This window comes from Pseudomonas sp. 4CAES_32.4 (assembly GCF_058136335.1).
In genome coordinates this window covers 5,841,499-5,867,739 of the sequence record NZ_CM176882.1, presented here as the reverse complement: position 1 = coordinate 5,867,739, position 26,241 = coordinate 5,841,499, and the positions used below count along the sequence as shown (strand labels likewise).

Here is a 26,241-nt window from a genome sequence, read left to right as displayed (position 1 = left end):
GGAGTGAGCTTCTATTGACCTCTGGAACACTCAGAAATGGCCGTGTGTCCGGAAGTTGCCGATGACGTTGCGGGATCGCCGCTGGTCTCAGCCTGAGCTCATAAACCCGCCGGGGATGAATGGCGATGAATCTGCCGATTCTACACCGCTGGCGTCTGGAGGGAATGGCGCAAAGTGTTGTTCCAGTGCCGACGGTGTGTGTGGGATGACGACCGGCAGGTTCAATCTGCTCCTGAGCGCAGAGCGACGGTGGCCTCGAGGTTTCTGGCTCGCACGCTGATGCGGCTGTTCAGTACCAGCGCCACGCCGCTGAGCAGTACAAAGCAGTAGCCCAGCGTCGACTGAAGATTGGCAGGGCTCAGGCTGATCAGTGCGCTGATCAGACCGCCACAGATAAAGATGATCGTGCTGCCCGCCGAGGCTGAGGTGCCTGCCATGTCCGCAAACAGGCCCATGGCGCGGGATGTGGCTGCCGGGCGTGCGATGGTGGTGCCAGCGGTGCAGATCAGCATCGGGATCAGTACGGTGATCGCGGACAGTTCGACATTGGCCGACAGCGTCAGCATGACCAGCCCCGACAGCAGGATCAGGCTCAACCCGGTAATGATCTGCTGGCCGGGCGTGATCCGCCGGCTGAGCACGGTGGCGACAATGCCGCCAACTACGTAGGCCGCACCGTAAATCAGCAGGATCAGTGAGAAGTCGTAGGGCGACAGCTGCAATTGATCCATGAAGATCAGCGGTGAAATCACGATGAAGGAAAAGTGGCAGGCAAACGCGAAGGCCGAAATCAGCCACAGGCCAACGAAGTCGCGATCCCCCAGCACCCGTCGATAAGCCTGGAAAAACTTGAAGGGGCTGCCGCTGGCCACCGGCCGCGCGTTATCCAGAAACCGCCACGCCTTGATCAGTACCGCTGCTGCCAGTGCGGCAAATACCCAGAAGCTGCCGCGCCAGCCGAGGCTGGCTTGCAGGAAGGTGCCGGCCAATGGCGATACTGAAATGAATATTCCCGTCGCCGTGACCATCAGGATGCGCAGGCGATCACGTTCCTCGCCTTCGAACAGGTCCTGCACCAGCGCCTGGGACAGCACGAAGCAGCCGCAGCCCAAGGCCTGTACCAGCCGAAAGAACAGGAACAGCGAGTAATCGCTGGACAGCGTGCAACCGAGCGCGCCGAGCATCGACACTGCCATGCCGGCGAGTAACAGGCCCTTGCGTCCGATCACGTCCGACAGTGGGCCGATCAGCAATTGCGCAAAGGCGATGCCGACGGCGAACAGGCTGATCGACAGTGCTATATCCGCCGGGCTGCTGCGAAAGTGCTCGGCCATGGCCGGGAACGACGGCAACAGCACATCCAGTGGAAACACCCCCAGCAGGACCATGGTCAATAACAGGCTGACAGCGCCGCGTCGTTGCTGGCGTGTGACCACAGGTTTTCCGTCATTCATCGAGCAGTCCTGCCTTGGAAAAGAGTTTTCGGTTGTTGGGCAATGCGAAAAAACCGGCCTTTTTCAGTGCATCAAGGGTGGCGAAGGCACCCGTCTTGGCGCGCAGACGTTTAGCCTCCGTTTGGGTCAGGCTGCCGAGGATTTCATCGATGGCTGGCTCGGCGATGCCATTGCTGCGCAGGCTCTGTTGCAACCAGCGCTCGTCGACCTCAAAGAAAATGTCGATGACGTTCAGCAGCGTTCTGGCCGCGAAGCCGCGTTGACGACTATTCAGGGTCAACCACAGGTAATGGAACACCTCAGCGAAATAGCGGCTATGGCGGGCTTCATCCGCAAGGTGATCACGCAACATGTCGTTGACGCTGGACACCAGGCTGTCGCGGCAGACGTCCAGCAACTCGCGGGCAATGATGGTTTCCGAAACGAAACCAAGCAGAAACCAGGCCAGCGCGCGGTTGTTTTCGGGAGTGCGAGCGATCAAGGCATTCAACCGGCTGATGCGCAGGGGCATCTGTGGGCGACCGTTGAACCCGTAAAGACTGGAAATCTGTTCTGCGAGGCGGTTGGAGAACAGAGCATGGTAGCCCTCGTCGGTATAGAGCTGGAGCGCGGCGGTTTTCATGCGGTCTGGCACGAAGGCAGGCAGCTCGCCGTGGACAATCACCTCGACAGCGCGGTTGACGATGCGGTGCTCGAGCAGCGTTGTGTAGTCGAGAAAATGCACCAGATGATTGGCTGTCAGGCGGTGGGTGACGTCACGACCTGCGGCGAGGATGGCCGGATGGGCCAGGTAGGGCAGGAACGCCGGGGGAAACCAGTGACGGCTCAGCAACTGCTGCTCCACGTCATCGGGCAGTAAATAGTCGTGCTGACTGGTGCGCACTGACGCGCGAGTGTCCCAGTCGCCGAGGGTGAAGCGCAGCGCCCAGGAAACCGGTGCCTCGTTCTGTTCGACAATAGGCGCGTTCATGCCTGCTCCTCGCGCAACAGATCGAGCATTTCCTGACACATCGCCTGACCATCGCTTTCACCGCAGCCGACAAAGAACAGTGGTTGTTCGGCGCTGCCTTCGATCTTGAGCAAGGATTCGACCTGATCGTCGGCGAACGCGCCGGTCAGCCAGGTATTGAGGCACAGCGCCGTGGCGACCAACTGGAAGGTTTGCGAAAGATGACCGGCCTCGATGAAGGCCATGCGATAGGCGCGCGAGTGTTGGTATTTCCACCATAACTTGTCGAAGCGAGCGGTGATGAACAGGCCCAACGGCAGGTTGTTGATGAAATGCTGCCCGCCGAGCAGTTGCCCGAGCGGGCATTGCGGCGATGGGCTCACAGGGGTGAGGACATGCTCGGCAGGGTGGTAGGCATACACGCCGGGATCCAGGCCCTCGATGTTCTGTGCCAGCAAAAAACACTCGCAGGCATTCAATCCGCCCCCGGAAGGGCTGCTGCGTCGCGCATCGAGGCCTTCGGCAACGCCGTCTGCGGAACTGTCGCGTTCGCGCAGGTAGCCGAAGGACAGGTACAGCAATGAGCTGACGTCGTTGAGGGAAATGGCGGCGCCCGTGAAGGAGCGGCAGGTTTTGCGCTGGGTCAGGACGTGGGTCAGGTTGTCGTGACGGGGTGTGGTGGGGGTGGGCAGCGTAAGGCGTGTGCTGGAATTGTCGAGTACGCGTCCTGCCTGAGGCAAAGGTGCAGCCAAAACTTCGTTGCAGTGGTCCAGATAATCTCTGCTCCACTCATGAATATTTTGCGGGATATGTTTGCAAGGAATGTTCTGGGTGCCGATGTGGTAGATCTTCGACAGTTCGTCCCAACCCCACTCCGTATTGTCTGTTTCTGAAATGGTTAATATCCCTGCATTCAATAGTTGTATGTCTATAGTATTGCGACTATTGAATAGGTCGGGATTGCTGATTAATTGGGTGAGGCGTGATGAGTAGTCGAAGTCGAGTTCGTGCTGGATATGATCTTTGTAGTTCCAGACAACTTGAGCAGGGGTGCGCGGCAAGATGAACAAATAAGGATTGATGTGCATATTTGGGGCTTCTCTGGTTGAAAGTCTGGAAGACGCCGGATTGCCGGCACTCTCCGGCGTCTAGACTTGCTTAGCGGGCTTTAGGCGCTACGAGAAAAGCCAGGTTTGCGATTTTGTTGCCTTCCATAGAGATAACTTTCATAACGTGAACTCCTTGTTCAATGTTTGGTAAGTGCCACCTCGTGGTGACAACTCAATAATAGTTTGTAATGGATTATTGGCAAGCGGATATTAAGTAGGAAAATTCCAGTAATTTTGTCGGACGCATCTTTAGGCTGGAAAGGACTTGTGGGATAAAGTTAGATAACTAAAAGATGCAAGGAAATTTCCTGCACGCCAAACGGAAGTTTGATGTGGGAAATAAAAGGCTGGACGTTAACAAGGCAGGGGAGGCGGGTGTGCACACAGCAAACGGGGAGCCGTTGGGCTCCCCGTCGATTCGCCAATCAGCTGTTAGGCAGCAGACGGCAAGTAATGCTCTTGATGTAGCGGGTTTCGGCAATTGCCGGGTGCACCGGGTGATCCGGGCCCTGACCGCCGCGCTCGAGCAGTTGAATGTTGCGATCCAGGTGACGGGCGCTGGTCAGCAGAATGTTCTGCAGATCGTCTTCCGGCAGGTGCATCGAGCACGATGCGCTGACCAGAATGCCGTCCTTGTTGAGCAGGCGCATCGCTTGCTCGTTCAGGCGACGGTAGGCGCCTTCGCCATTTTTCATGTCTTTCTTGCGTTTGATGAACGCTGGCGGATCGGCAACGATCACGTCGAAGCGTTCTTCGCTGGCTTTGAGTTCTTTCAGGGCTTCGAAAACGTCGCCTTCGATGCAGGTCATCTTGTCGGCGAAACCGTTGAGGGCCGCGTTGCGCTCGACGCCGTCGAGGGCGAACGCCGAAGCATCGACGCAGAACACTTCGCTGGCGCCGAACGCGGCAGCCTGAACGCCCCAGCCACCGATGTAGCTATAAAGGTCGAGAACGCGTTTGCCTTTGGCGTAAGGGGCCAGACGTGCGCGGTTCATGCGGTGGTCGTAGAACCATCCGGTTTTCTGACCCTGGATGACCGGGGCTTCGAACTTCACGCCGTTCTCTTCCAGTGCAACCCACTCAGGCACCAGGCCGAAGACGGTTTCGACGTAGCGGTTGAGGCCTTCGGCGTCGCGGGCTGCGGAATCGTTCTTGAACAGGATGCCGCTTGGCTTGAGCACTTGGGTCAGTGCCGCGATCACGTCATCTTTATGCGCTTCCATGGTCGCAGAAGCGATCTGCACCACGAGGATGTCGCCGAAACGGTCGACAACCAGGCCAGGCAGCAAATCGGAATCGCCGTAGACCAAGCGATAGAACGGCTTGTCGAACAGGCGCTCGCGCAGCGACAAAGCAACGTTCAGACGGTGCACCAGCAGGGATTTGTCCAGCGACAGCTTGATGTCGCGAGACAACAGGCGAGCGCAGATCAGGTTGTTCGGGCTCATCGCAACGATGCCCAGCGGTTTGCCGCCGGCCGCTTCGAGGATGGCTTGATCACCGGCCTGGAAACCGTGCAGAGGGGTGGCAGCGACATCGATTTCGTTGCTGTAGACCCACAGGTGACCGGCGCGCAGGCGACGGTCGGCGTTGGCTTTGAGGCGCAAGCTAGGCAGGGACATGACGTCGCTCCGGAAAAAAGAGCGGGAGTATACCGTGTTGCGACTTGTGTCGGGTTTGGTGAGCGATGAAACGCTGATGACGCCTCCGCGAGCAGGTCGGATCTCGCACCGTCGCTCCCCCAGAGATCTATGGTGGGAGCGAGCTTGCTCGCGAGGCGGTTTTGACTATTACGCCGACAGCGCGTCGATCAGCTCTTTATTGAATGCCGGAATATCATCCGGCTGCCGGCTGCTGATCAGGTTGCCATCCTTGACCACCTCTTTATCCACCCAATGCGCGCCAGCGTTCACCAAGTCATCCTTGAGCGTCTTGTAGCTGGTCATGGTCTTGCCATTGACCAATCCCGCCGAAATCAACAGCCAGCTGCCATGGCAGATCACCGCGATCGGCTTGCCGGCGGAGGCGCCGGTCTTGACCAGATGCTGGGCATCCTGATCGATACGGATGGTGTCGGAGTTCTGCACGCCGCCCGGCAACACCACCGCGTCGTACTGTTCGATGCTGGCGGCCTGGAACGTCTGGTCGACCTTGAAGTCATCTGCCGGTTTGTCGTGATTCCAGCCTTTGACCTGGCCGGCCTCGGCCGAAAGGATGTCGACCTGCGCGCCAGCCTGCTCCAGCGCTTGCTTCGGACCTGTCAATTCAACCTGTTCGAAACCATCGGTTACCAAAAAAGCGACGCGCTTGCCGTTGAGGGAAGTGGCCATCGATAAGCTCCTGAGTCTATGGGGATTTGTTGCCGTGCCGGACAGAAACTGTCCATCGGGCCTTACAAAATCCGAAGCCTGAGCTTGAATGAAAGTTCCTCCGATATGCCGGTCGGTGTGTCGTACCCGTGCTTCAGCGGTTAGAATCGCCGCCTGTCCCAGAGTGTGTACTTATGTCCCAAGAGCTGACCACCGAACAGATTCAACAATCGCTGCAAGGCATCAGTGTGCCGGCGCAACCGCAGATCATGGTGGATCTGCAAATGGAGCAGTACATGCCCGATCCGGACCTGGAAGTGATCGCCAAATTGATCGCTCAGGATCCGGGCCTGTCCGGCTCGCTGCTGAAAATCGTCAATTCGCCGTATTACGGCTTGAGCAACAAGATCACTTCGATCCAGCGCGCGGTGAACCTGTTGGGCAGCCGTTCGATCATCAACCTGATCAACGCGCAGTCGATCAAGGGCGAGATGAACGACGACACCATCGTCACCCTCAATCGTTTCTGGGACACCGCTCAGGATGTGGCGATGACGTGCCTGACCCTGGCCAAGCGCGTTGGCACTCAGGCCGGTGACGAAGCTTACGCACTGGGCCTGTTCCACGACTGCGGCGTGCCGTTGATGTTGCAGCGCTTCCCCAATTACATGTCGGTGCTGGAACAGGCTTACGCCAACGCCAGCCCGGAATGCCGGGTGGTCGACACCGAGAATCGTGAGTTCAACACCAACCATGCCGTGGTCGGTTATTACACCGCCAAATCGTGGCGCCTGCCGGAGCATGTCAGCGCCGCGATCGCCAATCATCACAATGCACTGGCGATCTTCAGCGATGAGTCGTCGCGCAACAGTCAGTTGAAAAACCTGCTGGCGATCCTGAAGATGGCCGAGCACATTTGCGCCTCGTATCGCGTGCTGGGCAACCAGACCGAAGATTTCGAATGGAACGCTGTCGGCCCGCTGGTACTCGATTACGTGGGGTTGTCGGATTACGACTTCGAAACCCTCAAACAAACGATCCGCGACCTCGGCGCGCATTGATTCGAGAACCCCATGCCTGAATTGCCGGAAGTCGAAACCACCCGCCGCGGCATTGCTCCGCACCTGGAAGGCCAGCGCGTCAGCCGGGTGATCGTGCGTGACCGGCGCCTGCGCTGGCCGATCCCGGACGACCTCGATGTGCGCCTGTCGGGGCAGCGCATCGTGCTGGTCGAGCGCCGCGCCAAGTATTTGTTGATCAACGCTGAAGTCGGCACGTTGATCAGCCATTTGGGCATGTCGGGCAATTTGCGTCTGGTCGAGGCCGGTTTGCCGGCGTTGAAGCATGAGCACGTCGATATCGAGCTGGAATCGGGCCTGGCCCTGCGTTACACCGATCCGCGACGTTTCGGCGCGATGCTGTGGAGTACCGATCCGCTCAATCACGAGCTGTTGATTCGACTCGGCCCCGAGCCGTTAACCGATCTATTTGATGGCGAGCGCTTGTTTCAGTTGTCACGCGGGCGTTCGATGGCGGTGAAGCCGTTCATCATGGACAACGCAGTGGTGGTCGGGGTCGGCAATATTTATGCGACCGAAGCGCTATTCGCTGCCGGCATCGATCCACGTCGCGAGGCCGGAGGCATTTCCCGGGGGCGCTATTTGAAACTAGCGATCGAAATCAAGCGGATTCTCGCCGCCGCCATCGAGCGCGGCGGCACCACGTTGCGTGATTTCATTGGCGGTGATGGTCAGCCGGGGTATTTTCAGCAGGAGCTGTTTGTCTATGGCCGTGGCGGTGAACACTGCAAGGTCTGCGGCACCGGTCTGCGGGAAGTGAAGCTGGGTCAGCGGGCCAGTGTGTTCTGCCCGCGCTGCCAGACCTGAGGCAGACGGCTGAAAAAGTCCTACGGTCTATAGTGAGTTGTCTCACTGTTCAGCCCGAAGGATCGTGCCATGAAATCCTTGCAAGTCCTGCTTGTCTCGCTGCTGCTGTGTTCCAGTCTGGTCGTTCAGGCCACGGAAAACGGCAGCGGTGATCCGCGCTACACCATCCAGAATCCTCCGGCCTACGCCATGCTCGGCGATTTGCTGATTGCCCGACCTTTATTGGTGGTAGCAACGGTGATCGGTGCGGGAGCGTTTGTCGTGTCGCTGCCATTTACCGCGTTGGGTGGCGGAATCGGCGATGCCGGGCAGGCGTTGGTGGTGGATCCGGCGAAGGCAGCGTTTGTGCGATGTCTGGGGTGTATAGGGGAGGGGTTTGAGCAGCGTGAGTGAGCTGATCAGGGATTTATGGCGCTGCTGATCGCCAGCAGGGCTGGCTCCCACAGGGATTTGTGATCGACGCAAATCCAGTGTGGGAGCTAGCCCTGCTAGCGATCAGACCCGATCAGGCGCTGAAGAAATCAGGCCTTGCCGGTGATCTTGCGATACTTGTCCATCAACTGTTCTTCAGTCTCCGGATGCGCTTCGTCCAGCGGAATGCAATCAACCGGGCAGACCTGTTGGCACTGCGGTTCGTCGTAGTGGCCGACGCACTGGGTGCACAGGTTCGGGTCGATCACGTAGATCTCTTCGCCTTGGGAGATGGCGGCGTTCGGGCACTCGGGTTCGCAGACGTCGCAGTTGATGCAATCGTCGGTGATGATCAGGGACATGCTAACTCCAGCCGGGGCGGCAGGCCCGGGCGCTATAAATCAATGCGCGCAATTGTGCCGCATTGGCGAGCGCAGTGCACGTTGCTGCGATCAACTGCTGTGCGTGGCTGCGATCAAGATCAAAAGATCGCAGCCTTCGGCAGCGCCTACTTTTTGAAGCGCAGGGTCAGCGCATCGGCCACGGCCGGGTGGACGAACTTGCTGATATCGCCGCCCAGCGCGGCGATTTCCCGCACCAACGTCGAAGAAATGAACGAATAACGCTCGGACGGCGTGAGAAACAGGCTCTCTACATCCGGCGCCAACTGGCGATTCATGTTGGCCAGCTGGAATTCGTATTCGAAGTCCGACACCGCACGCAACCCACGCAGGAACACGTTGGCGTTCTGCTCTTTGGCGAAATGCGCGAGCAGCGTCGAGAAACCGACCACTTCCACGTTCGGCAGGTGTTTGGTGACCTCGCGAGCCAGTTCAACCCGTTGTTCCAGCGGGAACAGCGGGTTCTTTTTCGGGCTGGCAGCGACCGCAATGATCACGTGATCGAACAGGCGCGAGGCGCGTTCGACCAGATCGCCATGGCCCTTGGTAATAGGGTCGAAGGTACCTGGGTACAACACTCGGTTCATCGCGTCGTCCTGGCGGGAGTCCGTTGGGGAGTCGGATGGTATCGCAGCCGTCCCGGTCGGCCAAGTCGCCTGTTGGGTAAGAAAGCACTATAGACGATGGCAATAATCCGGATATTCACGGGTTTTTCAGCCGATCAGCCAATGCGCTCGCCAGTTGCGCGGTCAGGCCGTACACCGACAACTGCGGGTTGGCGCCGATGCTGGTGGGGAACAGCGAGCCGTCATGAATCGACAGATTGCTCAGTTGATGATGGCGACCGAGGCTGTCGGTGACGGCGCTTTTGGCGTCTTCACCCATCGCGCAGCCGCCCATGACGTGGGCGCTGCCCAGGCGCGTGCGATACAACTCGAGGCTCAGGCCATCGATCAGCGTGCGGGCTTCGGCCAGGGTGTTCACGTAACGCGCGTCGGCGTGCATCGGCATCACCGATTTCGCGCCGCCGGCGAACTGGATTTCAGCCATGACGTGGAAGGCCTTGCGCAAACCCTCCCAGGCGTACGGCGAAACCTGGTAATCGAGCACCGGTGAGCCATCGCCACGCAACTCGACCGCGCCGCCAGTGCTGTCCGGGTGAAAACCGTCACGCAGCAGCGCGAGCATGGCGTGCGTGTGCGGCAGATCAGCCATGTGTTGCGCGCTCTCCTGGCCAAAACCGCCGAGCAGCGTCGCCGCCAGCGCGGGATGCAGCGGCGGCACTTCGAGTTTGAACGCCATCGGCCCGGTGGTGCCGTCCTTCCATTGGAAGTGATCGGAATAGATCGATTGCGGCGCCCCGTAAAACGGATTGACCACGTCATCGAAGCGCGCAGCGGACATGTTCACCGGGTGCAGAAAGGTGCGCTTGCCGAGATTCTTATGCGGATCCGGCGCCTCTGAACGCAGCAGCAGCGCCGGGCTGTTGATGCCGCCGCCGGCCAGCACGTAATGCCGAGCCTTGACCGTGATGGTGCGCCCGGTCGGTGCGACGCAGCGCTCGTCCATCGCCACGCATTGCAGGCCAGTGACCTTGTCGCCGCTGATCAGCAATTTCTCTGCGCGGGCGAGATAGAGCAACTCGCCACCCTTTTCCAATGTTGCGGGAATGGTGGTGACCATCATCGATTGCTTGGCGTTGGTCGGGCAGCCCATGCCGCAGTAGCCCAGATTCCAGCAACCGCGCACGTTGCGCGGGATCACGTGCCAGCTGTAGCCGAGTTGCTCGCAGCCTTTGCGGATCACGTCATTGTTGGCGTTGGGCGGCACCATCCACGGCGCGACGCCGAGGCGCTGTTCCATTTTTTCGAACCATGGCGCCATTTCGGCTGGGCTGTGACCTTTGACGTTGTGTTCCTTGGCCCAGTGATCGAGGGTCGGCTCCGGGGTGCGGAAGCTTGATGTCCAGTTGATCAGCGTCGTGCCGCCGACCGCTCGGCCCTGCAGGATGGTGATCGCGCCGTCCTTGCTCATGCGCCCGATGCCTTCCTGATAGAGGCTGCTGTAGGCCTGGTCTTCGAGCATCTTGAAGTCGGAGCTGGTCTTGAGCGGGCCTTCTTCGATCAGCAGGACTTTGTAGCCGGCGGCGCTGAGGATTTCCGCGGTGGTGCCGCCACCCGCGCCGCTGCCGATGATGGCAACATCGGCTTCCAGCGTCAGGTCATCGCTCAGTTGTGCGCCGTTGTAGGTTTTCCAGCCTCGGGCGAGGCCTTCGCGGAACGGGTCGGGTACGGGCATCGGTCAGGTTCTCTTTATTATTCTGGATGCAAGGTGGGGTGACTGGCCCTGTGGGAGCGAGCTTGCTCGCGAAGGGCGCTACGCCGATCTCAAACGGTGGGCGGGCCGGGATAACCGCAATGCGCCCATGACTCGGCGCGGGCGTACCACGCCATCAGCACCATTTGTTGCAACGAGCTATGCCCCATGCGCAACAGGCTCAGCGAACTGTTTTCCCAGCGATCAAGAAAGTGCCGCATCGCTTCGGGACTGGCGTTTTCCCAACTGCCCCAGATTCCGGTGAGCGGCCCACGGGTCACCGCCATGCCGAGTACGTCGAACAGTTGGCGAGTGAGTTTGAGCATCTCGGGCGACAAATGATCGAGGCTGTAATCCAGCGACTTCAACGTCCCGTCGACGGCACTGGGCATTTTTTCGGCCGCCACGGCGCCTTCGAGCATCACCGGAATCAGTGCGCGCAAAAACAGCAGATCGCCGTCGCGCAAGGTGATGAAGCCGTTGGCTGCGACGTTGGAAGAACAACCGCTGAGGCTGGCGCCGAGGCCAGCGGTGGCGAGGAATGCCGTGGCACCGAGGCTGAATTTCAGCAGGCCACGGCGTGACAGCGCAGGTGTTTCGGTCAGGCTTGGGTGCATTATTGTTATTACCCGGCAATGACAAATGTTTAGCGAATGAACAGCTTCTGGATCAGTTTCTGAAGCGACGTGCCGTACGGCGGGTAAATCAGCCGGGCAGCGTTGAAGCGCTGTTTAACCAACACGCCTTTGGCCTTGCTGAAGGTCAGAAAACCTTCGTGACCGTGGTAATGGCCCATGCCGGATGGACCGATGCCGCCGAACGGCATGTCGTCCTGCGCCACTTGCAGCAGTGTGTCGTTCAGGCACACGCCACCGGAGTGGGTTTCGTGCAGCACGCGGGTCTGCTCACCTTTGTCGTAGCCGAAGTAGTAAAGAGCCAGAGGTCTTGGGCGCTGATTGATGTAAGCAAATGCCTGCTCCAGATCGCGATACGGCACGATCGGCAGTAGCGGGCCGAAGATTTCGTCCTGCATCACGGTCATGTCGTCGCTGACATTCAGCAGCACACTGTGCGGCATGCGTCGGCCCTGACCCTGCTCGAACAGCGGAATCAGCAGCGCGCCTTTGCTGGTGGCGTCGCTGATGTAACCATTGAGGCGGCTCAGCTGGCGGTCATTGATGATCGCGGTGTAATCCGGGTTGTCGCTGAGGGTCGGATAAAAGCTCTGCACTGCCTGGCGATAGGCTTCGACGAAGCCGCCGACGCGGTCTTCCGGCACCAGCACGTAATCGGGGGCGACGCAGGTTTGCCCGGCATTCAGGGTTTTACCGAAAGCGATGCGTTCGGCAGCGTCCTTCAGCGGCACGTCTCGGGAAACGATGGCGGGGGATTTGCCGCCCAGCTCCAGCGTCACGGGCGTGAGGTTTTCGGCCGCTGCGCGCATCACGTGCTTGCCGACACTGGTTGAACCGGTGAACAGCAGGTGATCAAACGACAGGCGGGAGAACGCCACGCCAACATCGGCCTCGCCGAGAACTACGCCCACCAGATCTTCGGGGAAGATTCGCGCCAGCAGCTCCTTGAGCAACAGCCCGGTTGCCGGGGTTGATTCGCTGAGTTTGAGCATCACTCGATTGCCCGCCGCAAGAGCGCCGACCAACGGCCCGATGGCCAGGTACAACGGGTAATTCCACGGCACGATGACGCCGACGACGCCCAGCGGCTGGTAAACCACTTTCGCTGCAGCAGGCTGGAACGCCATACCGACCTTGCGCCGCGAGGGTTTCATCCAGCCTTTGAGGTGGCGGCTGGCGTAATGAATGCCATGCAGACTGGGCATCAGCTCGGCGAGCAGGGTTTCATCGGCGCTGCGGTTGCTGAAATCTGCGCTGATGGCTTCGATCAACGCCTGGCGCTCACTGCTCAACAAATCGCGTAATGCCTTCAACCACTGCTGGCGTTGGGCGGCGGGAGGCATCGGGTTGGCGGCATATGCTGCCCGTTGCGCATGGAACAGCCGGTTGAGCTCTTCGAGTGGCTGTTGCAGTGTTTGCAGGTAGGCAATATCGGCAGTCATCGTAGGCTCCGGATTTATTGTAGTGAGGAACTTTTTAGAGTCTATGCTCTATAAAGTCAAATGACTTCCGTGTGCAGCTTTGTTTTATCCATTTCCGGATAGGTCGTAAGATGCCCCTCATCGCACTCTGAATTAAAGCTCAAGCCATGGCCCCACGAATAAAAACCAGCGAGCGCATCGTGCAGAACAGCCTCGAGCTGTTCAACCAACAGGGCGAGCGCAGCATCAGCACCAACCACATTGCCGCCCACATGGAGATTTCTCCGGGCAATCTGTACTACCACTTCCCTAACAAGCAGGCGATCATCGCCGTGCTGTTCAGTGAGTACGAAGCCTTGGTGGACAGCTTTCTGCGCCCGCCGCAGGGCCGCGCCGCGACGGTCGAAGACAAGCGTTTCTATCTCAAGGAGCTGCTGTCGGCGATGTGGGGTTACCGTTTTCTGCATCGCGACCTCGAGCATCTGCTCGACAGCGATCCGGAACTGGCCGCGCGTTACCGGCGTTTTTCCCAGCGCTGCGTGATTCAAGGCGCGGCGATCTACGAAGGCTTTGTCGCCGCCGGAATCCTCAAGATGGATCGCGTGCAGATTGAATCCCTGACCCTCAACGCGTGGATCATCCTGACCTCTTGGGTACGCTTTCTGTGCACCACCCGCGAAAACTCCAATCACCTCAGCGAACAAGCTGTTAAACGTGGCGTGTATCAGGTGTTGGTCCTCGAAGCCGGATTTGTCACCGACGAGGCGCGTGAACAGGTCAACGCGTTGTTTGATGAGTTCTACGTGCCGTTGGCCCAGGCCCTCGAAGACGTGAAATAAACCGTTCTGTTGAAACTCCACAGGAGCCCGTTATGCCGATTGCGCAACTGATCAGCCCGCAAACGCTGGATGCCCGCAAGGAACAGCCGGGGCTGGTGATTCTCGATTGTCGTTTCGCCCTCGAAGATCCGGATTACGGGCAGCGCAGCTATGCCGAAGGGCACATTGCCGGGGCGAGCTTTGCCGATCTTGAGCGCGATCTCAGCGGCACAGTGGTCAAGGGCGTGACCGGGCGGCATCCGTTGCCCGAGCCGGCGGCGTTGATCGAGCGGTTGCAAGCGTGGGGCATCAACAACGACAGCGACGTGGTTCTGTATGACGACGGCCCCGGTGCCTACGCGGCGCGGGCGTGGTGGTTGCTGGCGTGGCTGGGCAAACGTGAAGGCGTGTTCATTCTCGATGGTGGACTCAAGGCCTGGCACGCGGCGGGTTTGCCGCTGAGCCTGGATGCGCCGACGGTGAGCCCTGGCAACTTCAGGGGTCAACCGGACATGAGCTTGTTGATCAGCGCCGAGAAATTGCAAAAGCGCCTCGGTCAGCCGGCGCTGACGTTGATCGATGCTCGGGCCTTGCCGCGCTTCAAGGGTGAAGTGGAACCGATCGATCCGGTGGCCGGGCATATTCCGGGTGCACAGTGCGCGGCGTTCACTGACAACCTTGGCAGCGACGGGCGATTCCTCCCGGCCGATCAGCTCAAGCAGCGTTTTGCCGAGAAGCTCGGTGAGCGTTCGCCGTCGGAGCTGGTGGCTTATTGCGGCTCTGGAGTGACCGCGTGCCATAACCTGTTTGCGCTGTGCCTGGCGGGGTATCCGTTGGGTTCGTTGTATGCGGGGTCTTGGAGTGAGTGGATCAACGAACCGGCGCGCGGCATAGCCACCGGCGAATAAGATCAAAGGATCGCAGCCTGCGGCAGCTCCTACAGGGAAATGCATTCCAATGTAGGAGCTGCCGCAGGCTGCGATCTTTTAGCTTTTCAGGCGGGCACTGCGATACGCAGCGGGCCCAACGCCATAAGCCTGCTTGAACTGTCGACTCAAATGGCTCTGATCGGCAAAACCTAATTGCGTGGCAACTTCCAGCGGCAAACAGCCGTTCTGCAACAAGGCCCGCGCCTGAGCGATGCGTTGCTGCATCAGCCAGTTGTGCGGTGGCATGCCGGTCGCGCGGCGGAACACCCGGGCGAAATGGAACGGCGACAGATTGACCGCTGCGGCCAGTTCCTCCAGCGACGGCGGCGCCGCCAGGTGTGTGTGCAACAGATCCTTGGCGATCAGCACCGCGCGGTGCTCCTTGCCGGGGTTACCGATTTCTCGCACCGCCGCGTGGCGCTGCAACAACAGCAACATCATCTCGCGCCACACCGTCTGCTGTTGCAGCGCGGTAGCAGGGCTTTCCAGCAACCGGTGCAATTGTGCAAAACCGCTGACCAGATCCGGGTCGCGGTACAGCGTGGCGCCGAACGCCGGCAAACTCGTCGTGGACAGTTCAAGCTCATCCAGCAGCGAAACAATCTTGCCGGTATCCGGGTAGAAGGCTCGATACAGCCAACCGTCGTCGGTGCCCTTGTGCCCGGTGTGCAGCTCATCCGGGTTGATCAGCACCAGCGTGCCGCTGCCGGCCAGATGTTCGGCGCCGCGGTAGCGATAACGCTGCGCGCCGGCCATGATCATGCCGATCACAAAGCCATCGTGTACGTGCGGGGCGAAGCGCTGTTCGATATAGCGCGCCGACAGCAGTTCGACACCGGGCAACGGCGCCGATTGCCAGAAACGGATCGACTCGCCCTGATCGCTCATGCGGGCACGCTGGCCAGCCATTGCGGGATACGGCGTTCGAGGTAATAGCCAGGCTGGCGCACCGAGCCGTCGACGAATCCAACGTGTCCGCCGCGTGCCTGCAATTCAAAGGTGGTTGAGGCCGACAGTTCGCTCGCCTGAGGCAAGCTGTGCGGGAACACGAACGGGTCGTCCGCCGCCTGAATGATCAGGGTCGGTGTGCGGATTTCACCGAGGTAATAACGACTCGACGCCCGCCGGTAATAATCCTCGGCATCGGTAAAACCGTGCAACGGAGCGGTCACCCGGCCATCGAAATCCCAGAACGTGCGCATGTTCTCCAGTGAACCGAGCGCTGCCAGCGCCGCCAGGCCATCTTCACGCCCGTCATGCTGAAACTGCCGTTGCTTGTTCTTGATGTACGCGACCATTTCGCGCATGAAGTGCGCCTGATAGACCTTGGAAAAACCCTGGCCGATCCGGTCGGCGCATTGATCGAGGCGGAACGGCACCGACACCGCCACCGCGCCGAGCACACCACTGGCGCTGCCGGTTTCGCCCAGATGCTTGAGCAACACATTGCCGCCCAAGGAATAACCGACGGCATACAACGGCGCCAAGGGTCGTTTCGCACGCAGGTGTTTGATGGCTTCGGCGAGGTCTTCGCTGGCGCCGGAGTGATAGCTGCGTGGCAGCAGGTTCGGCTCGCCTGAACAGCCGCGCCAGTTCAGCGCAACGCTGGCCCAGCCTTGATCGGCCAACGCCTTCTGCACGCCCGCCACATAGGGCGAATTGGAAGATCCGGTCAGGCCATGCAGCACCAGAACCAGCGGCGCGTCAGCCGTGTGCGGGCCATACCAGTCAAGGTCGAGGAAGTCGCCGTCCTCAAGCCACAAGCGTTCGCGCTCGCGTTCGATATGCACGGTTTTGCGCCACAGCGGTCCCCACAAGGTTTGCAGGTGTGGATTGCCGAGGCCGAGGGCGGGAATGAAGCGTTCTGAAGGAGGGGGCACGATGATTCTCGATGCAGCGCGGCGACGCCTCTTGTGAAGCGCGCCGCTTGTTCAGGCTGGTCGGTTAACCGGCGATCTCTGCCATACGTTGCCACAAGGCGTAGTGCACTCGCCCGGATTTCTGCTCGCGGTGCAGGCGCCAGTTGCCCGGCAGGCCGAGGATCGAGGGTGCCGTTTCACTTTCAGTGTAGATCCACGAGTCCGGTGCCAGCCACTGCCGCTCTTCAAGCAAGGTGCACACGGCCGGCAGCAGATTCTGGTTGAACGGCGGGTCGAGGAACACCAGATCAAACGGCGTTGCGGTCTGGGTTTCCAGATAACGCAGGGCGTCGGCGGTCTGCACCTGACCGTTGGTGCAGCGCAGGGTGCCGAGGTGTTCTTTCAGGCTGGACACCGCAATGTTGCTGGCATCCAGCGCCTGGCCCATGGCCGCGCCACGGGACAGCGCTTCGAGAAACAGCGCGCCGCTGCCGGCGAACGGGTCGAGTACCTTGGCCCCTTCAACGTACGGCGCGAGCCAGTTGAACAGGGTTTCACGCACACGATCCGGCGTCGGGCGCAGGCCTGGCGCGTCAGGGAAGCTGAGCTTGCGACTGCGCCATTGGCCGCCAATGATGCGCAACTGGTTCACGCCGTTATGGACGTTCTGCGCGGGTTTTTTAGGCGATCGGGTAGCCATTAATGCTCCGGAACCCCGAGCGGTTGCTCGGCAGGTTTATCAGATGGGGCCGGTAACGGCTTTTGCGGCACGGTCGGGCCAGCGGTGACGATGACCATTTTGTCCGTGCTCAGGTGTTTGTTCAGGGCGTCGCGGACTTGTTCCACGGTCAGGCTTTGCGACTGACGCATGAAATCATCCAGATAGCTCAACGGCAGATTATAGAAGCCCATCGCGCCAAGTTGGCCGACGATATCGGCATTGCTCGCGGTGGACAGCGGGAAGCTGCCGGCCAGTTCGCGTTTGGCGTCGTCGAGTTCTTTCTGCGTCGGCCCGGTTTTCAGGTAGTCGGCGAGCACGTCCTGCACCAGTTTCAGGGTGCCTTCGCTCATCTCCGCGCGGGTCTGCAGGTTGATCATGAACGGGCCACGGGCCTGCATCGGGCTGAACGCCGAATACACGCCGTAGGTCAGGCCGCGTTTCTCGCGCACTTCGCTCATCAGGCGGGTGCCGAAACCGCCGCCACCAAGGATCTGGTTGCCCATCGACAGCGCCGCGTAATCCGGATCGTCGCGGTCAATGCCCAGTTGCGCGAGCATCAGGTTGGTCTGCTTCGACGGAAACTCGATGTGGTTGGTGCTGGCTTTCGGTTCCTGCGGTTGAGCGATCTTCGCCAGCGCCGGGCCTTTCGGCAGGGCAGTAGAGACCTGATTGGCAATTGCCTCGGCTTCCGCGCGCGACAGATCGCCGACCAGCGCGATCACCGCGTTGCCCGCCGCGTAAGCCTTGGCGTGAAACTCACGCAATTGTGCGAGGGTGATCTTCGGTACGCTTTGCGGATTGCCGTCACTCGAATGCGCGTACGGGTGATCGCCATACAGACGCTTCATCAGTTCGAGGCTGGCGAGTTTGCCGGGGTTCTGTTTCTGGTATTCGAATCCGGCAAGCATCTGGTTCTTGATGCGCGCGAACGAATCGGCCGGAAAGGTCGGTTTGCCGACCACTTCCGAGAACAGCTTCAACGCCGGTTCGCGTTTGTCGGCAGCACTCAGGCTGCGCAGCGAAGCCAGCGCCATGTCCTTGAAGGCACCGTTGCCGAAATCCGCACCGAGGCCTTCGAAGCCTTGAGCGATCGCGCCGACGTCTTTGCCAGCTACACCTTCGTTGAGCATCGCGTTGGTCAGCACCGCCAGACCCGAAGCGCTGCCGTCCTGGCTGCTGCCGGCGGCGAAGATCAGGCGCATGTCGAACATCGGCAGTTCGTGGGCTTCGACGAACAATACCTTGGCGCCTTCAGCGGTGTTCCAGGTCTGTACGTCGAGTTTGCGGCTGGCCGGGGCCTTGCCGTCGAGTTCAGCCAGCGATTGCAGCTTCTGACTGGTTTTGGCGTTGTCGAGGGCTTCACTGGCTTTGCTGTCAGCACTTGGCGACAGATAGAAAGCCGTCGAGCCGATCACCGCGATGGCAATCAGGCCGAGCAGCATCAGGCGTGGGGTTTTGCGCTCACTCATGGGTCGTCTCCAGTGGCAGGACGTGGGCGACGCTGAGACGTTCGCGGGTGAAATACAGCTTGGCGGCGTTCTGGATGTCTTGTGGAGTTACGCTTTCCAGATCGGCGAGTTCGGTGTCCATCAGTTTCCACGACAGGCCGACGGTTTCCAGTTGGCCAATCGCCGTGGCCTGGCTGGTGATCGAATCACGTTCGAAGACCAGACCGGCAATCACTTGCGCACGCACGCGCTCCAGTTCTTCAGCGGACGGCGCGGTGGTTTTCAACTGTTCCAGCAGTTTCCACAGACCGGCCTCGGCTTGCGCCATGGTCTTTTTCTTCTGCGTGTTCGGGGTTGCCGACAGGGTGAACAGGCTGTCGCCACGGGTGTAGGCGTCGTAATTCGACGAACCGCCGGAGACCAGCTCTTCGCCGCGCTCCAGTTGCGTCGGGATGCGACCGCTGTAACCGCCGTCGAGCAGCGCCGAGATCAGGCGCAGCGCATTGACCGAGCGCTTGTCTTCAGCGGTGGCAATGCTTGGCACGTTGAAACCGAGCATCAGGCTAGGCAGTTGTGTCTGCGCATGCAGGGTGATCTGGCGTTCGCCGGGTTCAGCCAGTTCCAGTGGTTTTTTCGCCGGTGGCACGTCGCGCTTCTCGATTGGGCCGAAGTAGCGCTGGGCGAGGGTTTTGACCTCGTCCGGGGTGACGTCGCCGACGACTACCAATGTGGCGTTGTTCGGCACATACCAGGATTGATACCAGTGGCGCAGCTCTTCGACCTTCATGCGGTCGAGGTCAGCCATCCAGCCGATGGTCGGCGTGTGGTAGCCGCTGGCCGGGTAGGCCATGGCTTTGTAGCGCTCGTAGGCTTTGGACATCGGCTTGTCATCGGTGCGCAAGCGGCGCTCTTCCTTGATGACTTCGATTTCCTTGGCGAACTCGTCAGCCGGCAGGCGCAGATTGGCCATGCGGTCGGCTTCCAGTTCGAAGGCTACGCCCAAGCGGTCGCGAGCCAGAACCTGATAATAAGCAGTGAAGTCGTCGCTGGTGAAAGCGTTCTCTTCGGCGCCCAGATCGCGAAGGATCAGCGAGGCTTCGCCGGGGCCGACTTTCTCGCTGCCCTTGAACATCATGTGCTCAAGCGCGTGGGACAGACCGGTCTGGCCCGGGGTTTCGTAGCTGGAGCCGACCTTGTACCAGACCTGCGAGACCACCACTGGCGCACGATGGTCTTCGCGCACGACAACCTTGAGGCCGTTGTCGAGGGTGAATTCGTGGGTCGGTTGCGGGTCGGCCGCCAGGGCCGAAAGGGGCAGGCAGACTGTGCTGAGCAGCAGGCCTGCAGCGCGGCGGGCTAGAGCATTCATTCGTTTTTTAACCTGTTGGGCTGCCCGCTTGGTCTTAGCGTCGGCGGGCGAGAGGGTGCTAGGATACTGATCCGTTTTACCGGCGACCACGCCTATCAGGTTTCGAGACTTGATCAGGCTGAATGGGTTTGCGGCGCAAAGCAGGGTTTTCCTTACTAAACTCCGCGTTTTCGCCGATTTTTACCGGTGTAGACCTTCGTTAAAACGATCTTTGAGGTGCCGTCGGTGCCTCGACAAAATGTTGCGCGTGAACAAGCTGGATGAAACACAGTCTGTTCTGCATCGAATATTTATTTGCCGGGGCGCCCTTATGGCGCGTCGCTACCGTGAGATAGCCGTCCTCCATGTTTGGTTCCAACGACGACAAGAAGACCCCAGCTGCGGCTGGCGAGAAGAAAAGCCTGTTCGGATGGCTGCGTAAGAAACCGCAGGAACCCGTCGTCGAACAGCCGCCCGCGATTCCTGAACCTGCACCGGCACCTGCTCCGGTTATAGAAGAAGAGCCGGCACCGATTGTTCTGCCGATTGCCGAGCCGGTGTTGCAACCGGTTGAGCCAGAGCCAGAGCCGGAAGCGTCGGTGGCGGCTGAGCTGCCGCTGACCCCGGCCGCCGAGCCGTGGCTGACCTTGCCGGTGGCGGAAGAGCCGGTGGCACTGGTTGAAGAGGCTGCGCCGCACATTACGCCAGTGATTCCTGCGCCTGCTGAGTTTGTGCCTGAGGTGGCTCCGGCGCCGGCGGTCGAGCCGATTGCCGAACCTGCGCCGATTGTTGCTGAGCCTGTAGTGGCTGAACCTGTTGCGGTTGAGCCGACTGCCCCGGCGGTTGTTGCTCCAGTCGCGCCAGTCGTTCAACAACCAGAGCCTGTACCGGCGCCGGTCGTCGCTGCTCCCGCTGTGGCAGCCGTTGAAGTGGTCGCTGAAGCCCCGGTCGAAGCCCCGCGCTCCGAAGAAACCAAAGCCGGCTTCTTTGCCCGCCTCAAGCAGGGTCTGTCGAAAACCAGCGCCAGCATCGGCGAGGGTATGGCCAGCCTGTTCCTCGGCCGCAAAACCATTGACGACGATCTGCTCGATGACCTCGAAACCCGTCTGCTCACCGCTGACGTGGGCGTCGAAGCCACCACGCAAATCATCCAGCGCCTGACCCAGAAGGTCGCCCGCAAGGAACTGGCCGACGCTGACGCGCTGTACAAATCCCTGCAGGCCGAGCTGGCCGCGATGCTCAAACCGGTTGAACAACCGCTGAAAATCGCTTCGCAGAACAAGCCGTTCGTGATTCTGGTGGTTGGCGTCAACGGCGCCGGCAAAACCACCACCATCGGCAAACTGGCGAAGAAGCTGCAACTGGAAGGCAAGAAAGTCATGCTCGCCGCCGGTGACACCTTCCGTGCCGCTGCCGTGGAGCAATTGCAGGTCTGGGGCGAGCGCAACAAGATTCCAGTCATCGCTCAGCACACCGGTGCCGACTCGGCATCGGTGATCTTCGACGCCGTGCAGGCCGCCAAGGCCCGTGGCATTGACGTCCTGATCGCCGACACCGCCGGTCGTCTGCACACCAAAGATAACCTGATGGAAGAACTGAAAAAGGTTCGCCGGGTGATCGGCAAGCTTGATGCCGATGCGCCGCACGAAGTGCTGCTGGTGCTCGACGCCGGTACTGGCCAGAACGCCATCAATCAGGCCAAGCAATTCAACCAGACCGTCGAACTGACTGGTCTGGCGCTGACCAAGCTCGACGGTACCGCCAAGGGCGGGGTGATCTTCGCCTTGGCCAAGCAGTTCGGCCTGCCGATCCGCTATATCGGCGTCGGTGAAGGCATCGACGACTTGCGTACCTTTGAAGCCGAACCCTTTGTCCAGGCACTGTTTGCCGAGCGGGAGCGTTCATGATTCGTTTCGAACAGGTCGGTAAACGCTACCCGAACGGTCACGTCGGCTTGCATGAGCTGAGCTTTCGAGTCCGCCGTGGCGAGTTCTTGTTTGTCACCGGCCACTCCGGTGCCGGTAAATCCACGTTGTTGCGCCTGTTGCTGGCGATGGAACGTCCGACCAGCGGCAAACTGCTACTGGCCGGGCAAGACCTGAGCACCATCAGCAACGCGCAGATACCGTTCCTGCGCCGGCAGATCGGCGTGGTGTTCCAGAATCACCAGTTGCTGTTCGATCGCACGGTGTTCAATAACGTCGCGTTGCCGCTGCAGATTCTCGGGCTGTCCAAGGCCGAAATCGCCAAGCGTGTCGATTCGGCGCTGGAACGCGTAGCGCTGTCGGATAAAACCGATCTGTACCCTGGCGACCTGTCCACCGGTCAGCAACAGCGCGTCGGCATTGCCCGCGCCATCGTGCACCGCCCGGCCTTGCTGCTGGCGGACGAACCGACCGGTAACCTCGACCCGCGTCTGGCGGCCGAAATCATGGGCGTGTTCGAAGACATCAACCGGTTGGGCACCAGCGTGCTGATCGCCAGTCACGACCTGGCGCTGATCGCGCGCATGCGCCACCGCATGCTGACCCTGCAACGTGGCCGATTGATCGGTGACGGGGAGGCCGGGGTATGAGTGCGACACGCAGTCCCAAGGTTTCCGAACGCGTGGCCCCGAAAGCCGCCGATCCGCAGCCACCAAAGAAGAAAAAACACGACGATGATGATGGCCCGGATTTCGCCACGCTGTTTCGTGCGTGGGTCGAAAGCCATCGCGCCAGCCTGCTCGACAGCCTGCGTCGTCTCGGCAAGCAGCCAATCGGTAGCTTCTTCACCTGCATGGTGATGGCCGTGGCGCTGAGTCTGCCGATGGGGCTTTCGCTGTTGCTCAACAACGTCGAGCGTCTCGGCGGTTCGTGGCAGCGTGCGGCGCAGATCTCGTTGTATCTGCAACTCGACGCCAGCCCGGAGCAGGGCGAATCGTTGCGCGAGCAGATCAAAGGCATGCCCGGCGTAGCTGATGCTGAATATGTCGGCCGTGATCAGGCGCTGGAAGAGTTCCAGCAGCAGTCCGGGTTGGGCGAAGCTCTGCGCGAGCTGCCTGAGAACCCCTTGCCGGGCGTGGTGTTGGTGACGCCGAACGAAGTCGACAAGCCGACCCTGGAAGCATTAAGACAAAAACTTTCCGAGCTGCCCAAGGTACAACAGGCGCAACTTGATCTAGTCTGGGTCGAGCGACTGGCCGCCATCCTCAAGCTTGGCGATCGTTTTGTCTTCGGTCTGACGGTGCTTTTGGTTTCTGCATTACTTTTGGTGATAGGCAATACCATTCGTCTTCATATTGAAAACCGCCGCACCGAGATAGAAGTGATTAAACTCGTCGGCGGCACTGACAGCTATGTACGTCGTCCTTTCCTTTATATGGGCGCGTTGTATGGCTTCGGTGCGGGGCTATTGTCCTGGGGCGTATTGGCGTTTGGCCTGAACTGGCTGAACGACGCGGTGGTTGGGCTGGCCGGCTTGTACGGCAGTGATTTCGCGCTGGCCGGAGTGCCAGTTGCCGACGGTCTGTCGCTCTTGCTTGGCGCGGTGCTGTTGGGTTATATCGGTGCATGGATTGCAGTCGCACGCCATCTCAGGGAGCTGGCGCCGAAGTAGAATCTTTTTTGCGCGTGATTGACCTCGCGGTTTTTTGGGAACTTGTATTTGAGTTCCCGGTCAATTTTTCGCAGTGCTGAGAAGCACGAGTATGTAAGTCGGAGGTTTTTTCGTATGACCAATTCTTTGCAACCTGCGTATGCGTTGGTTCCGGGTGCGAACCTGGAAGCCTATGTGCACACCGTCAACAGCATTCCATTGCTGACGCCGGAGCAGGAGCGTGAACTGGCCGAGAGTCTCTACTATGAGCAGGATTTGGGGGCGGCTCGGCAGATGGTGCTCGCCCACCTGCGTTTTGTCGTACACATTGCCCGTAGCTATTCCGGCTACGGTCTGGCTCAGGCTGACCTGATCCAGGAAGGTAACGTCGGCCTGATGAAGGCTGTTAAACGCTTCAACCCGGAAATGGGTGTGCGTCTGGTGTCGTTTGCTGTGCACTGGATCAAGGCGGAAATTCACGAGTTCATCCTGCGCAACTGGCGCATTGTGAAAGTCGCGACCACCAAGGCCCAGCGCAAGCTGTTCTTCAACCTGCGCAGCCAGAAGAAACGTCTGGCGTGGCTGAACAACGAGGAAGTCCACCGTGTGGCGGAAAGCCTCGGCGTTGAACCGCGTGAAGTGCGCGAGATGGAAAGTCGCCTGACCGGCCATGACATGGCTTTCGACCCGGCTGCTGAAGCCGACGACGACAGCGCTTTCCAGTCGCCGGCCAACTATCTGGAAGACCACCGGTACGACCCGGCGCGTCAACTGGAAGATGCCGACTGGAGCGACAACTCCAACAACAACCTGCACGAAGCACTGGAAGTGCTGGACGAACGCAGCCGCGACATCCTCTACCAGCGCTGGCTGGCAGAAGAGAAAGCCACGCTGCACGATCTGGCGCAGAAGTACAACGTGTCGGCCGAGCGGATCCGTCAGCTCGAGAAGAGCGCGATGAACAAGCTCAAGTTGTCGATCGCCGCATAACCGGCGAGCAGGCAATAAAAAACGCCCCGATCAGCGATGATCGGGGCGTTTTTTTATGCGCGTATGGCAGGGCAGCATCAATCCTGTGGGAGCTGGCTTGCCAGCGATAGCGTCGGGTCAGTCATGTAGATGGTGGCTGAGCCATCGCTATCGCGGGCAAGCCCGCTCCCACAGGGATGTTCAGTGTCTCCAAGAACACTGACTGACTATCGAGACCAAGGCGCCCGTCGCGAATCATTAAGCCCAAGCAAATAACTATCCCCACCCAACTGACTCATCTGCTGGCGAATCCACCCAGCCCGGCGCGACACATAAGCGGTCGGATGGCTGGCACTCCAGACGCGTGGGTTTGGCAGGACGGCAGCCAGATAACTCGCCTGCTGCCGGGACAGCGACTTCGCGCTCACGCCAAAGTGATGGCGGGCCGCAGCCTCGGCACCAAACACCCCGTCATCCCACTCGACGCTGTTCAAGTACACTTCAAGAATCCGCTGCTTGGGCCAGAACACCTCGATCAACGCGGTGAACCAGGCTTCGAGACCTTTACGCAGATAGCTGCGCCCAGCCCACAGAAACAGGTTCTTCGACACCTGTTGGCTCAGGGTGCTGGCGCCGCGAATCGAGCCGCCGAGTTCGTTGTGCGCCAGGGCAGCCTGGATTGCGCTGAAGTCAAAACCCCAATGCTCGGGAAACTTCTGATCCTCGCCAGCCATGACCGCCACTTTGAGGTCATCGGAGATCTCGTCCCACGGCTTCCAGGTGCGCTGCAGATCAATCGGCTCGCCGTCGACCCAGGATTCGACCTTGCGCTCGACCATCAGCGCCGTGCCCGGCGGCGGCACGAAGCGAAACACCAGCACCAGCAATACGCTGCCGCCCGCGAACCAGAGCAGGGCCTTCGTGAGACGACGGAAAATAGTACGCAGCATAGAGATGGCTTGGCCGAACCCGTGGAGCGGGCCATTATACAGACCCTGCCGATCGAGTCTGACTGGAGTTCCCCATGCTGCGTGGCTTTTTGATGCTGGCCGCTTTTTTCGGTTTCACCGGTGTCGCGCTGGGCGCATTCGCCGCCCATGGCCTGAAAAACCGTCTGACGCCGGAGTATCTGGCGATTTTCCACACCGGTGTTACCTACCAACTGGTACACACCCTGGCATTGTTCGGTGTCGCGCTGCTGGCCACGCAGATTCAGGGACGGCTGGTGATGTGGGCCGGCGTTTCCTTCGCCGTCGGCATCCTGCTGTTCTCCGGCAGCCTCTACGTGCTGACCACCACTGGCATCAGCAAGCTCGGCATCATCACGCCGTTTGGTGGCCTGGCGTTTCTGGCCGGTTGGGTGTGCCTGGGCCTAGCCGCTTGGCGCTTGCAACCAACCGCTTGACGCTTGGTGCTGACCTTTAGGTCATGATCGGGCTAGAATGCCAGCCCCTAAAAATGATGGCGGCGTTGCGCATGCGCATTCAGTTGAACGGTGAATCCCTTGAACTGCCCGACGGCGAGACCGTTGCGGCCCTGATCACCCGTCTGGAACTGACCGGACGCCGGGTGGCAGTCGAACTCAATCTGGATATCGTCCCGCGCAGCCAGCATGCCGACACCACGCTCAACGACGGCGACAACGTCGAAGTCGTGCACGCCATCGGCGGCGGCTGATCGCC

At 60.1% G+C, this 26,241-nt stretch carries 27 protein-coding genes; 11 read left to right on the top strand and 16 right to left on the bottom strand.

Annotated features, from left to right (window positions below):
* Positions 1-221 precede the first annotated feature (221 nt).
* From AC3Y64_RS26520 to AC3Y64_RS26500, 5 genes are all read right to left on the bottom strand, one after another.
* Complete coding sequence (locus AC3Y64_RS26520) at positions 222-1,454, bottom strand: MFS transporter (protein WP_489985765.1); 1,233 nt, start codon at positions 1,452-1,454, stop codon at positions 222-224.
* A complete protein-coding gene (locus AC3Y64_RS26515; RefSeq protein WP_489985764.1) occupies positions 1,447-2,424 on the bottom strand; it encodes a diiron oxygenase in 978 nt (325 codons plus the stop codon). Before AC3Y64_RS26515 ends, AC3Y64_RS26520 begins: the two co-directional genes overlap by 8 nt.
* A complete protein-coding gene (locus AC3Y64_RS26510; protein WP_489985763.1) occupies positions 2,421-3,491 on the bottom strand; it encodes a SagB family peptide dehydrogenase in 1,071 nt (356 codons plus the stop codon). Before AC3Y64_RS26510 ends, AC3Y64_RS26515 begins: the two co-directional genes overlap by 4 nt.
* 446 nt (positions 3,492-3,937) lie before the next feature.
* Positions 3,938-5,134, bottom strand: coding sequence for a class I SAM-dependent rRNA methyltransferase (locus AC3Y64_RS26505; RefSeq protein WP_077574923.1), 1,197 nt, complete (start codon positions 5,132-5,134; stop codon positions 3,938-3,940).
* 168 nt (positions 5,135-5,302) lie between these two features.
* Complete coding sequence (locus AC3Y64_RS26500; RefSeq protein ID WP_489985762.1) at positions 5,303-5,842, bottom strand: type 1 glutamine amidotransferase domain-containing protein; 540 nt, start codon at positions 5,840-5,842, stop codon at positions 5,303-5,305.
* A gap of 227 nt (positions 5,843-6,069) precedes the next feature.
* On the opposite strand from AC3Y64_RS26500, the gene AC3Y64_RS26495 reads away from it, so the two are divergent.
* The 3 genes from AC3Y64_RS26495 to AC3Y64_RS26485 all read left to right on the top strand — a co-directional run bounded on the left by AC3Y64_RS26495 (position 6,070) and on the right by AC3Y64_RS26485 (position 8,100).
* The gene (locus tag AC3Y64_RS26495; RefSeq protein ID WP_489988032.1) at positions 6,070-6,882 is read left to right on the top strand and encodes an HDOD domain-containing protein; all 813 of its coding nucleotides are present in this window, start codon (positions 6,070-6,072) and stop codon (positions 6,880-6,882) included.
* Between the two features lie 12 nt (positions 6,883-6,894).
* The gene (mutM, locus tag AC3Y64_RS26490) at positions 6,895-7,707 is read left to right on the top strand and encodes a bifunctional DNA-formamidopyrimidine glycosylase/DNA-(apurinic or apyrimidinic site) lyase (protein WP_158958057.1); all 813 of its coding nucleotides are present in this window, start codon (positions 6,895-6,897) and stop codon (positions 7,705-7,707) included.
* 69 nt (positions 7,708-7,776) lie between these two features.
* Positions 7,777-8,100, top strand: coding sequence for a multidrug transporter (locus AC3Y64_RS26485; RefSeq protein ID WP_489985761.1), 324 nt, complete (start codon positions 7,777-7,779; stop codon positions 8,098-8,100).
* Between the two features lie 128 nt (positions 8,101-8,228).
* Here the strand turns inward: AC3Y64_RS26485 and AC3Y64_RS26480 are convergent, their stop codons facing one another.
* The 5 genes from AC3Y64_RS26480 to AC3Y64_RS26460 form a co-directional block, all read right to left on the bottom strand.
* On the bottom strand, positions 8,229-8,480 hold the full coding sequence (locus tag AC3Y64_RS26480) for a YfhL family 4Fe-4S dicluster ferredoxin (protein WP_017734768.1): 252 nt from the start codon (positions 8,478-8,480) through the stop codon (positions 8,229-8,231).
* Positions 8,481-8,626: 146 nt separating this feature from the next.
* Positions 8,627-9,106: a pantetheine-phosphate adenylyltransferase gene (gene coaD, locus AC3Y64_RS26475; RefSeq protein WP_003229157.1), complete on the bottom strand. Its 480-nt coding sequence runs from the start codon at positions 9,104-9,106 to the stop codon at positions 8,627-8,629.
* A gap of 115 nt (positions 9,107-9,221) precedes the next feature.
* The gene (locus tag AC3Y64_RS26470) at positions 9,222-10,817 is read right to left on the bottom strand and encodes a GMC family oxidoreductase (protein WP_489985760.1); all 1,596 of its coding nucleotides are present in this window, start codon (positions 10,815-10,817) and stop codon (positions 9,222-9,224) included.
* Positions 10,818-10,906: 89 nt separating this feature from the next.
* The gene (locus AC3Y64_RS26465; protein ID WP_489985759.1) at positions 10,907-11,452 is read right to left on the bottom strand and encodes a twin-arginine translocation pathway signal protein; all 546 of its coding nucleotides are present in this window, start codon (positions 11,450-11,452) and stop codon (positions 10,907-10,909) included.
* 29 nt (positions 11,453-11,481) lie between these two features.
* Complete coding sequence (locus AC3Y64_RS26460) at positions 11,482-12,912, bottom strand: coniferyl aldehyde dehydrogenase (protein ID WP_489985758.1); 1,431 nt, start codon at positions 12,910-12,912, stop codon at positions 11,482-11,484.
* Between the two features lie 146 nt (positions 12,913-13,058).
* Here AC3Y64_RS26460 and AC3Y64_RS26455 point away from each other — a divergent pair, with 146 nt between their 5' ends.
* Positions 13,059-13,730 (top strand): TetR/AcrR family transcriptional regulator, encoded by a 672-nt coding sequence (locus AC3Y64_RS26455; RefSeq protein ID WP_064388061.1) that lies wholly within the window; start codon positions 13,059-13,061, stop codon positions 13,728-13,730.
* A gap of 32 nt (positions 13,731-13,762) precedes the next feature.
* The gene (locus AC3Y64_RS26450; RefSeq protein ID WP_489985757.1) at positions 13,763-14,617 is read left to right on the top strand and encodes a sulfurtransferase; all 855 of its coding nucleotides are present in this window, start codon (positions 13,763-13,765) and stop codon (positions 14,615-14,617) included.
* Between the two features lie 78 nt (positions 14,618-14,695).
* Here the strand turns inward: AC3Y64_RS26450 and AC3Y64_RS26445 are convergent, their stop codons facing one another.
* The 5 genes from AC3Y64_RS26445 to AC3Y64_RS26425 form a co-directional block, all read right to left on the bottom strand.
* The gene (locus tag AC3Y64_RS26445) at positions 14,696-15,526 is read right to left on the bottom strand and encodes an AraC family ligand binding domain-containing protein (RefSeq protein ID WP_489985756.1); all 831 of its coding nucleotides are present in this window, start codon (positions 15,524-15,526) and stop codon (positions 14,696-14,698) included.
* Positions 15,523-16,518: a hydrolase gene (locus tag AC3Y64_RS26440; protein ID WP_489985755.1), complete on the bottom strand. Its 996-nt coding sequence runs from the start codon at positions 16,516-16,518 to the stop codon at positions 15,523-15,525. The genes AC3Y64_RS26445 and AC3Y64_RS26440 overlap by 4 nt, the downstream gene beginning before the upstream one ends.
* A 64-nt stretch (positions 16,519-16,582) precedes the next feature.
* Positions 16,583-17,197 (bottom strand): 16S rRNA (guanine(966)-N(2))-methyltransferase RsmD, encoded by a 615-nt coding sequence (gene rsmD, locus AC3Y64_RS26435; protein WP_158953356.1) that lies wholly within the window; start codon positions 17,195-17,197, stop codon positions 16,583-16,585.
* On the bottom strand, positions 17,197-18,687 hold the full coding sequence (locus tag AC3Y64_RS26430; RefSeq protein ID WP_489985754.1) for a M16 family metallopeptidase: 1,491 nt from the start codon (positions 18,685-18,687) through the stop codon (positions 17,197-17,199). The genes rsmD and AC3Y64_RS26430 overlap by 1 nt, the downstream gene beginning before the upstream one ends.
* The gene (locus AC3Y64_RS26425) at positions 18,680-20,035 is read right to left on the bottom strand and encodes a M16 family metallopeptidase (RefSeq protein ID WP_489985753.1); all 1,356 of its coding nucleotides are present in this window, start codon (positions 20,033-20,035) and stop codon (positions 18,680-18,682) included. The genes AC3Y64_RS26430 and AC3Y64_RS26425 overlap by 8 nt, the downstream gene beginning before the upstream one ends.
* A 344-nt stretch (positions 20,036-20,379) precedes the next feature.
* Between AC3Y64_RS26425 and ftsY the strand changes: the two genes are divergently transcribed.
* From ftsY to rpoH, 4 genes are all read left to right on the top strand, one after another.
* Complete coding sequence (gene ftsY / locus AC3Y64_RS26420; RefSeq protein WP_489985752.1) at positions 20,380-21,921, top strand: signal recognition particle-docking protein FtsY; 1,542 nt, start codon at positions 20,380-20,382, stop codon at positions 21,919-21,921.
* Positions 21,918-22,589, top strand: coding sequence for a cell division ATP-binding protein FtsE (gene ftsE, locus AC3Y64_RS26415; protein WP_003229148.1), 672 nt, complete (start codon positions 21,918-21,920; stop codon positions 22,587-22,589). The genes ftsY and ftsE overlap by 4 nt, the downstream gene beginning before the upstream one ends.
* Positions 22,586-23,611 carry a permease-like cell division protein FtsX gene (gene ftsX, locus AC3Y64_RS26410; protein WP_034153670.1) on the top strand — a complete coding sequence of 342 codons (1,026 nt, stop codon included), beginning with the start codon at positions 22,586-22,588 and terminating at the stop codon, positions 23,609-23,611. The genes ftsE and ftsX overlap by 4 nt, the downstream gene beginning before the upstream one ends.
* A gap of 114 nt (positions 23,612-23,725) precedes the next feature.
* Positions 23,726-24,580: an RNA polymerase sigma factor RpoH gene (rpoH, locus tag AC3Y64_RS26405; protein WP_042561557.1), complete on the top strand. Its 855-nt coding sequence runs from the start codon at positions 23,726-23,728 to the stop codon at positions 24,578-24,580.
* A 206-nt stretch (positions 24,581-24,786) separates the two neighbouring features.
* On the opposite strand, the gene mtgA is transcribed toward rpoH, so the two are convergent.
* Positions 24,787-25,509 (bottom strand): monofunctional biosynthetic peptidoglycan transglycosylase, encoded by a 723-nt coding sequence (gene mtgA / locus AC3Y64_RS26400; RefSeq protein WP_007913618.1) that lies wholly within the window; start codon positions 25,507-25,509, stop codon positions 24,787-24,789.
* Positions 25,510-25,583: 74 nt separating this feature from the next.
* On the opposite strand from mtgA, the gene AC3Y64_RS26395 reads away from it, so the two are divergent.
* Together AC3Y64_RS26395 and thiS are read left to right on the top strand one after the other, a co-directional pair.
* Positions 25,584-25,964 (top strand): DUF423 domain-containing protein, encoded by a 381-nt coding sequence (locus AC3Y64_RS26395; RefSeq protein WP_489985751.1) that lies wholly within the window; start codon positions 25,584-25,586, stop codon positions 25,962-25,964.
* Positions 25,965-26,035: 71 nt separating this feature from the next.
* A complete protein-coding gene (gene thiS, locus AC3Y64_RS26390; RefSeq protein WP_122604433.1) occupies positions 26,036-26,236 on the top strand; it encodes a sulfur carrier protein ThiS in 201 nt (66 codons plus the stop codon).
* The last annotated feature ends 5 nt before the right edge of the window (positions 26,237-26,241 follow it).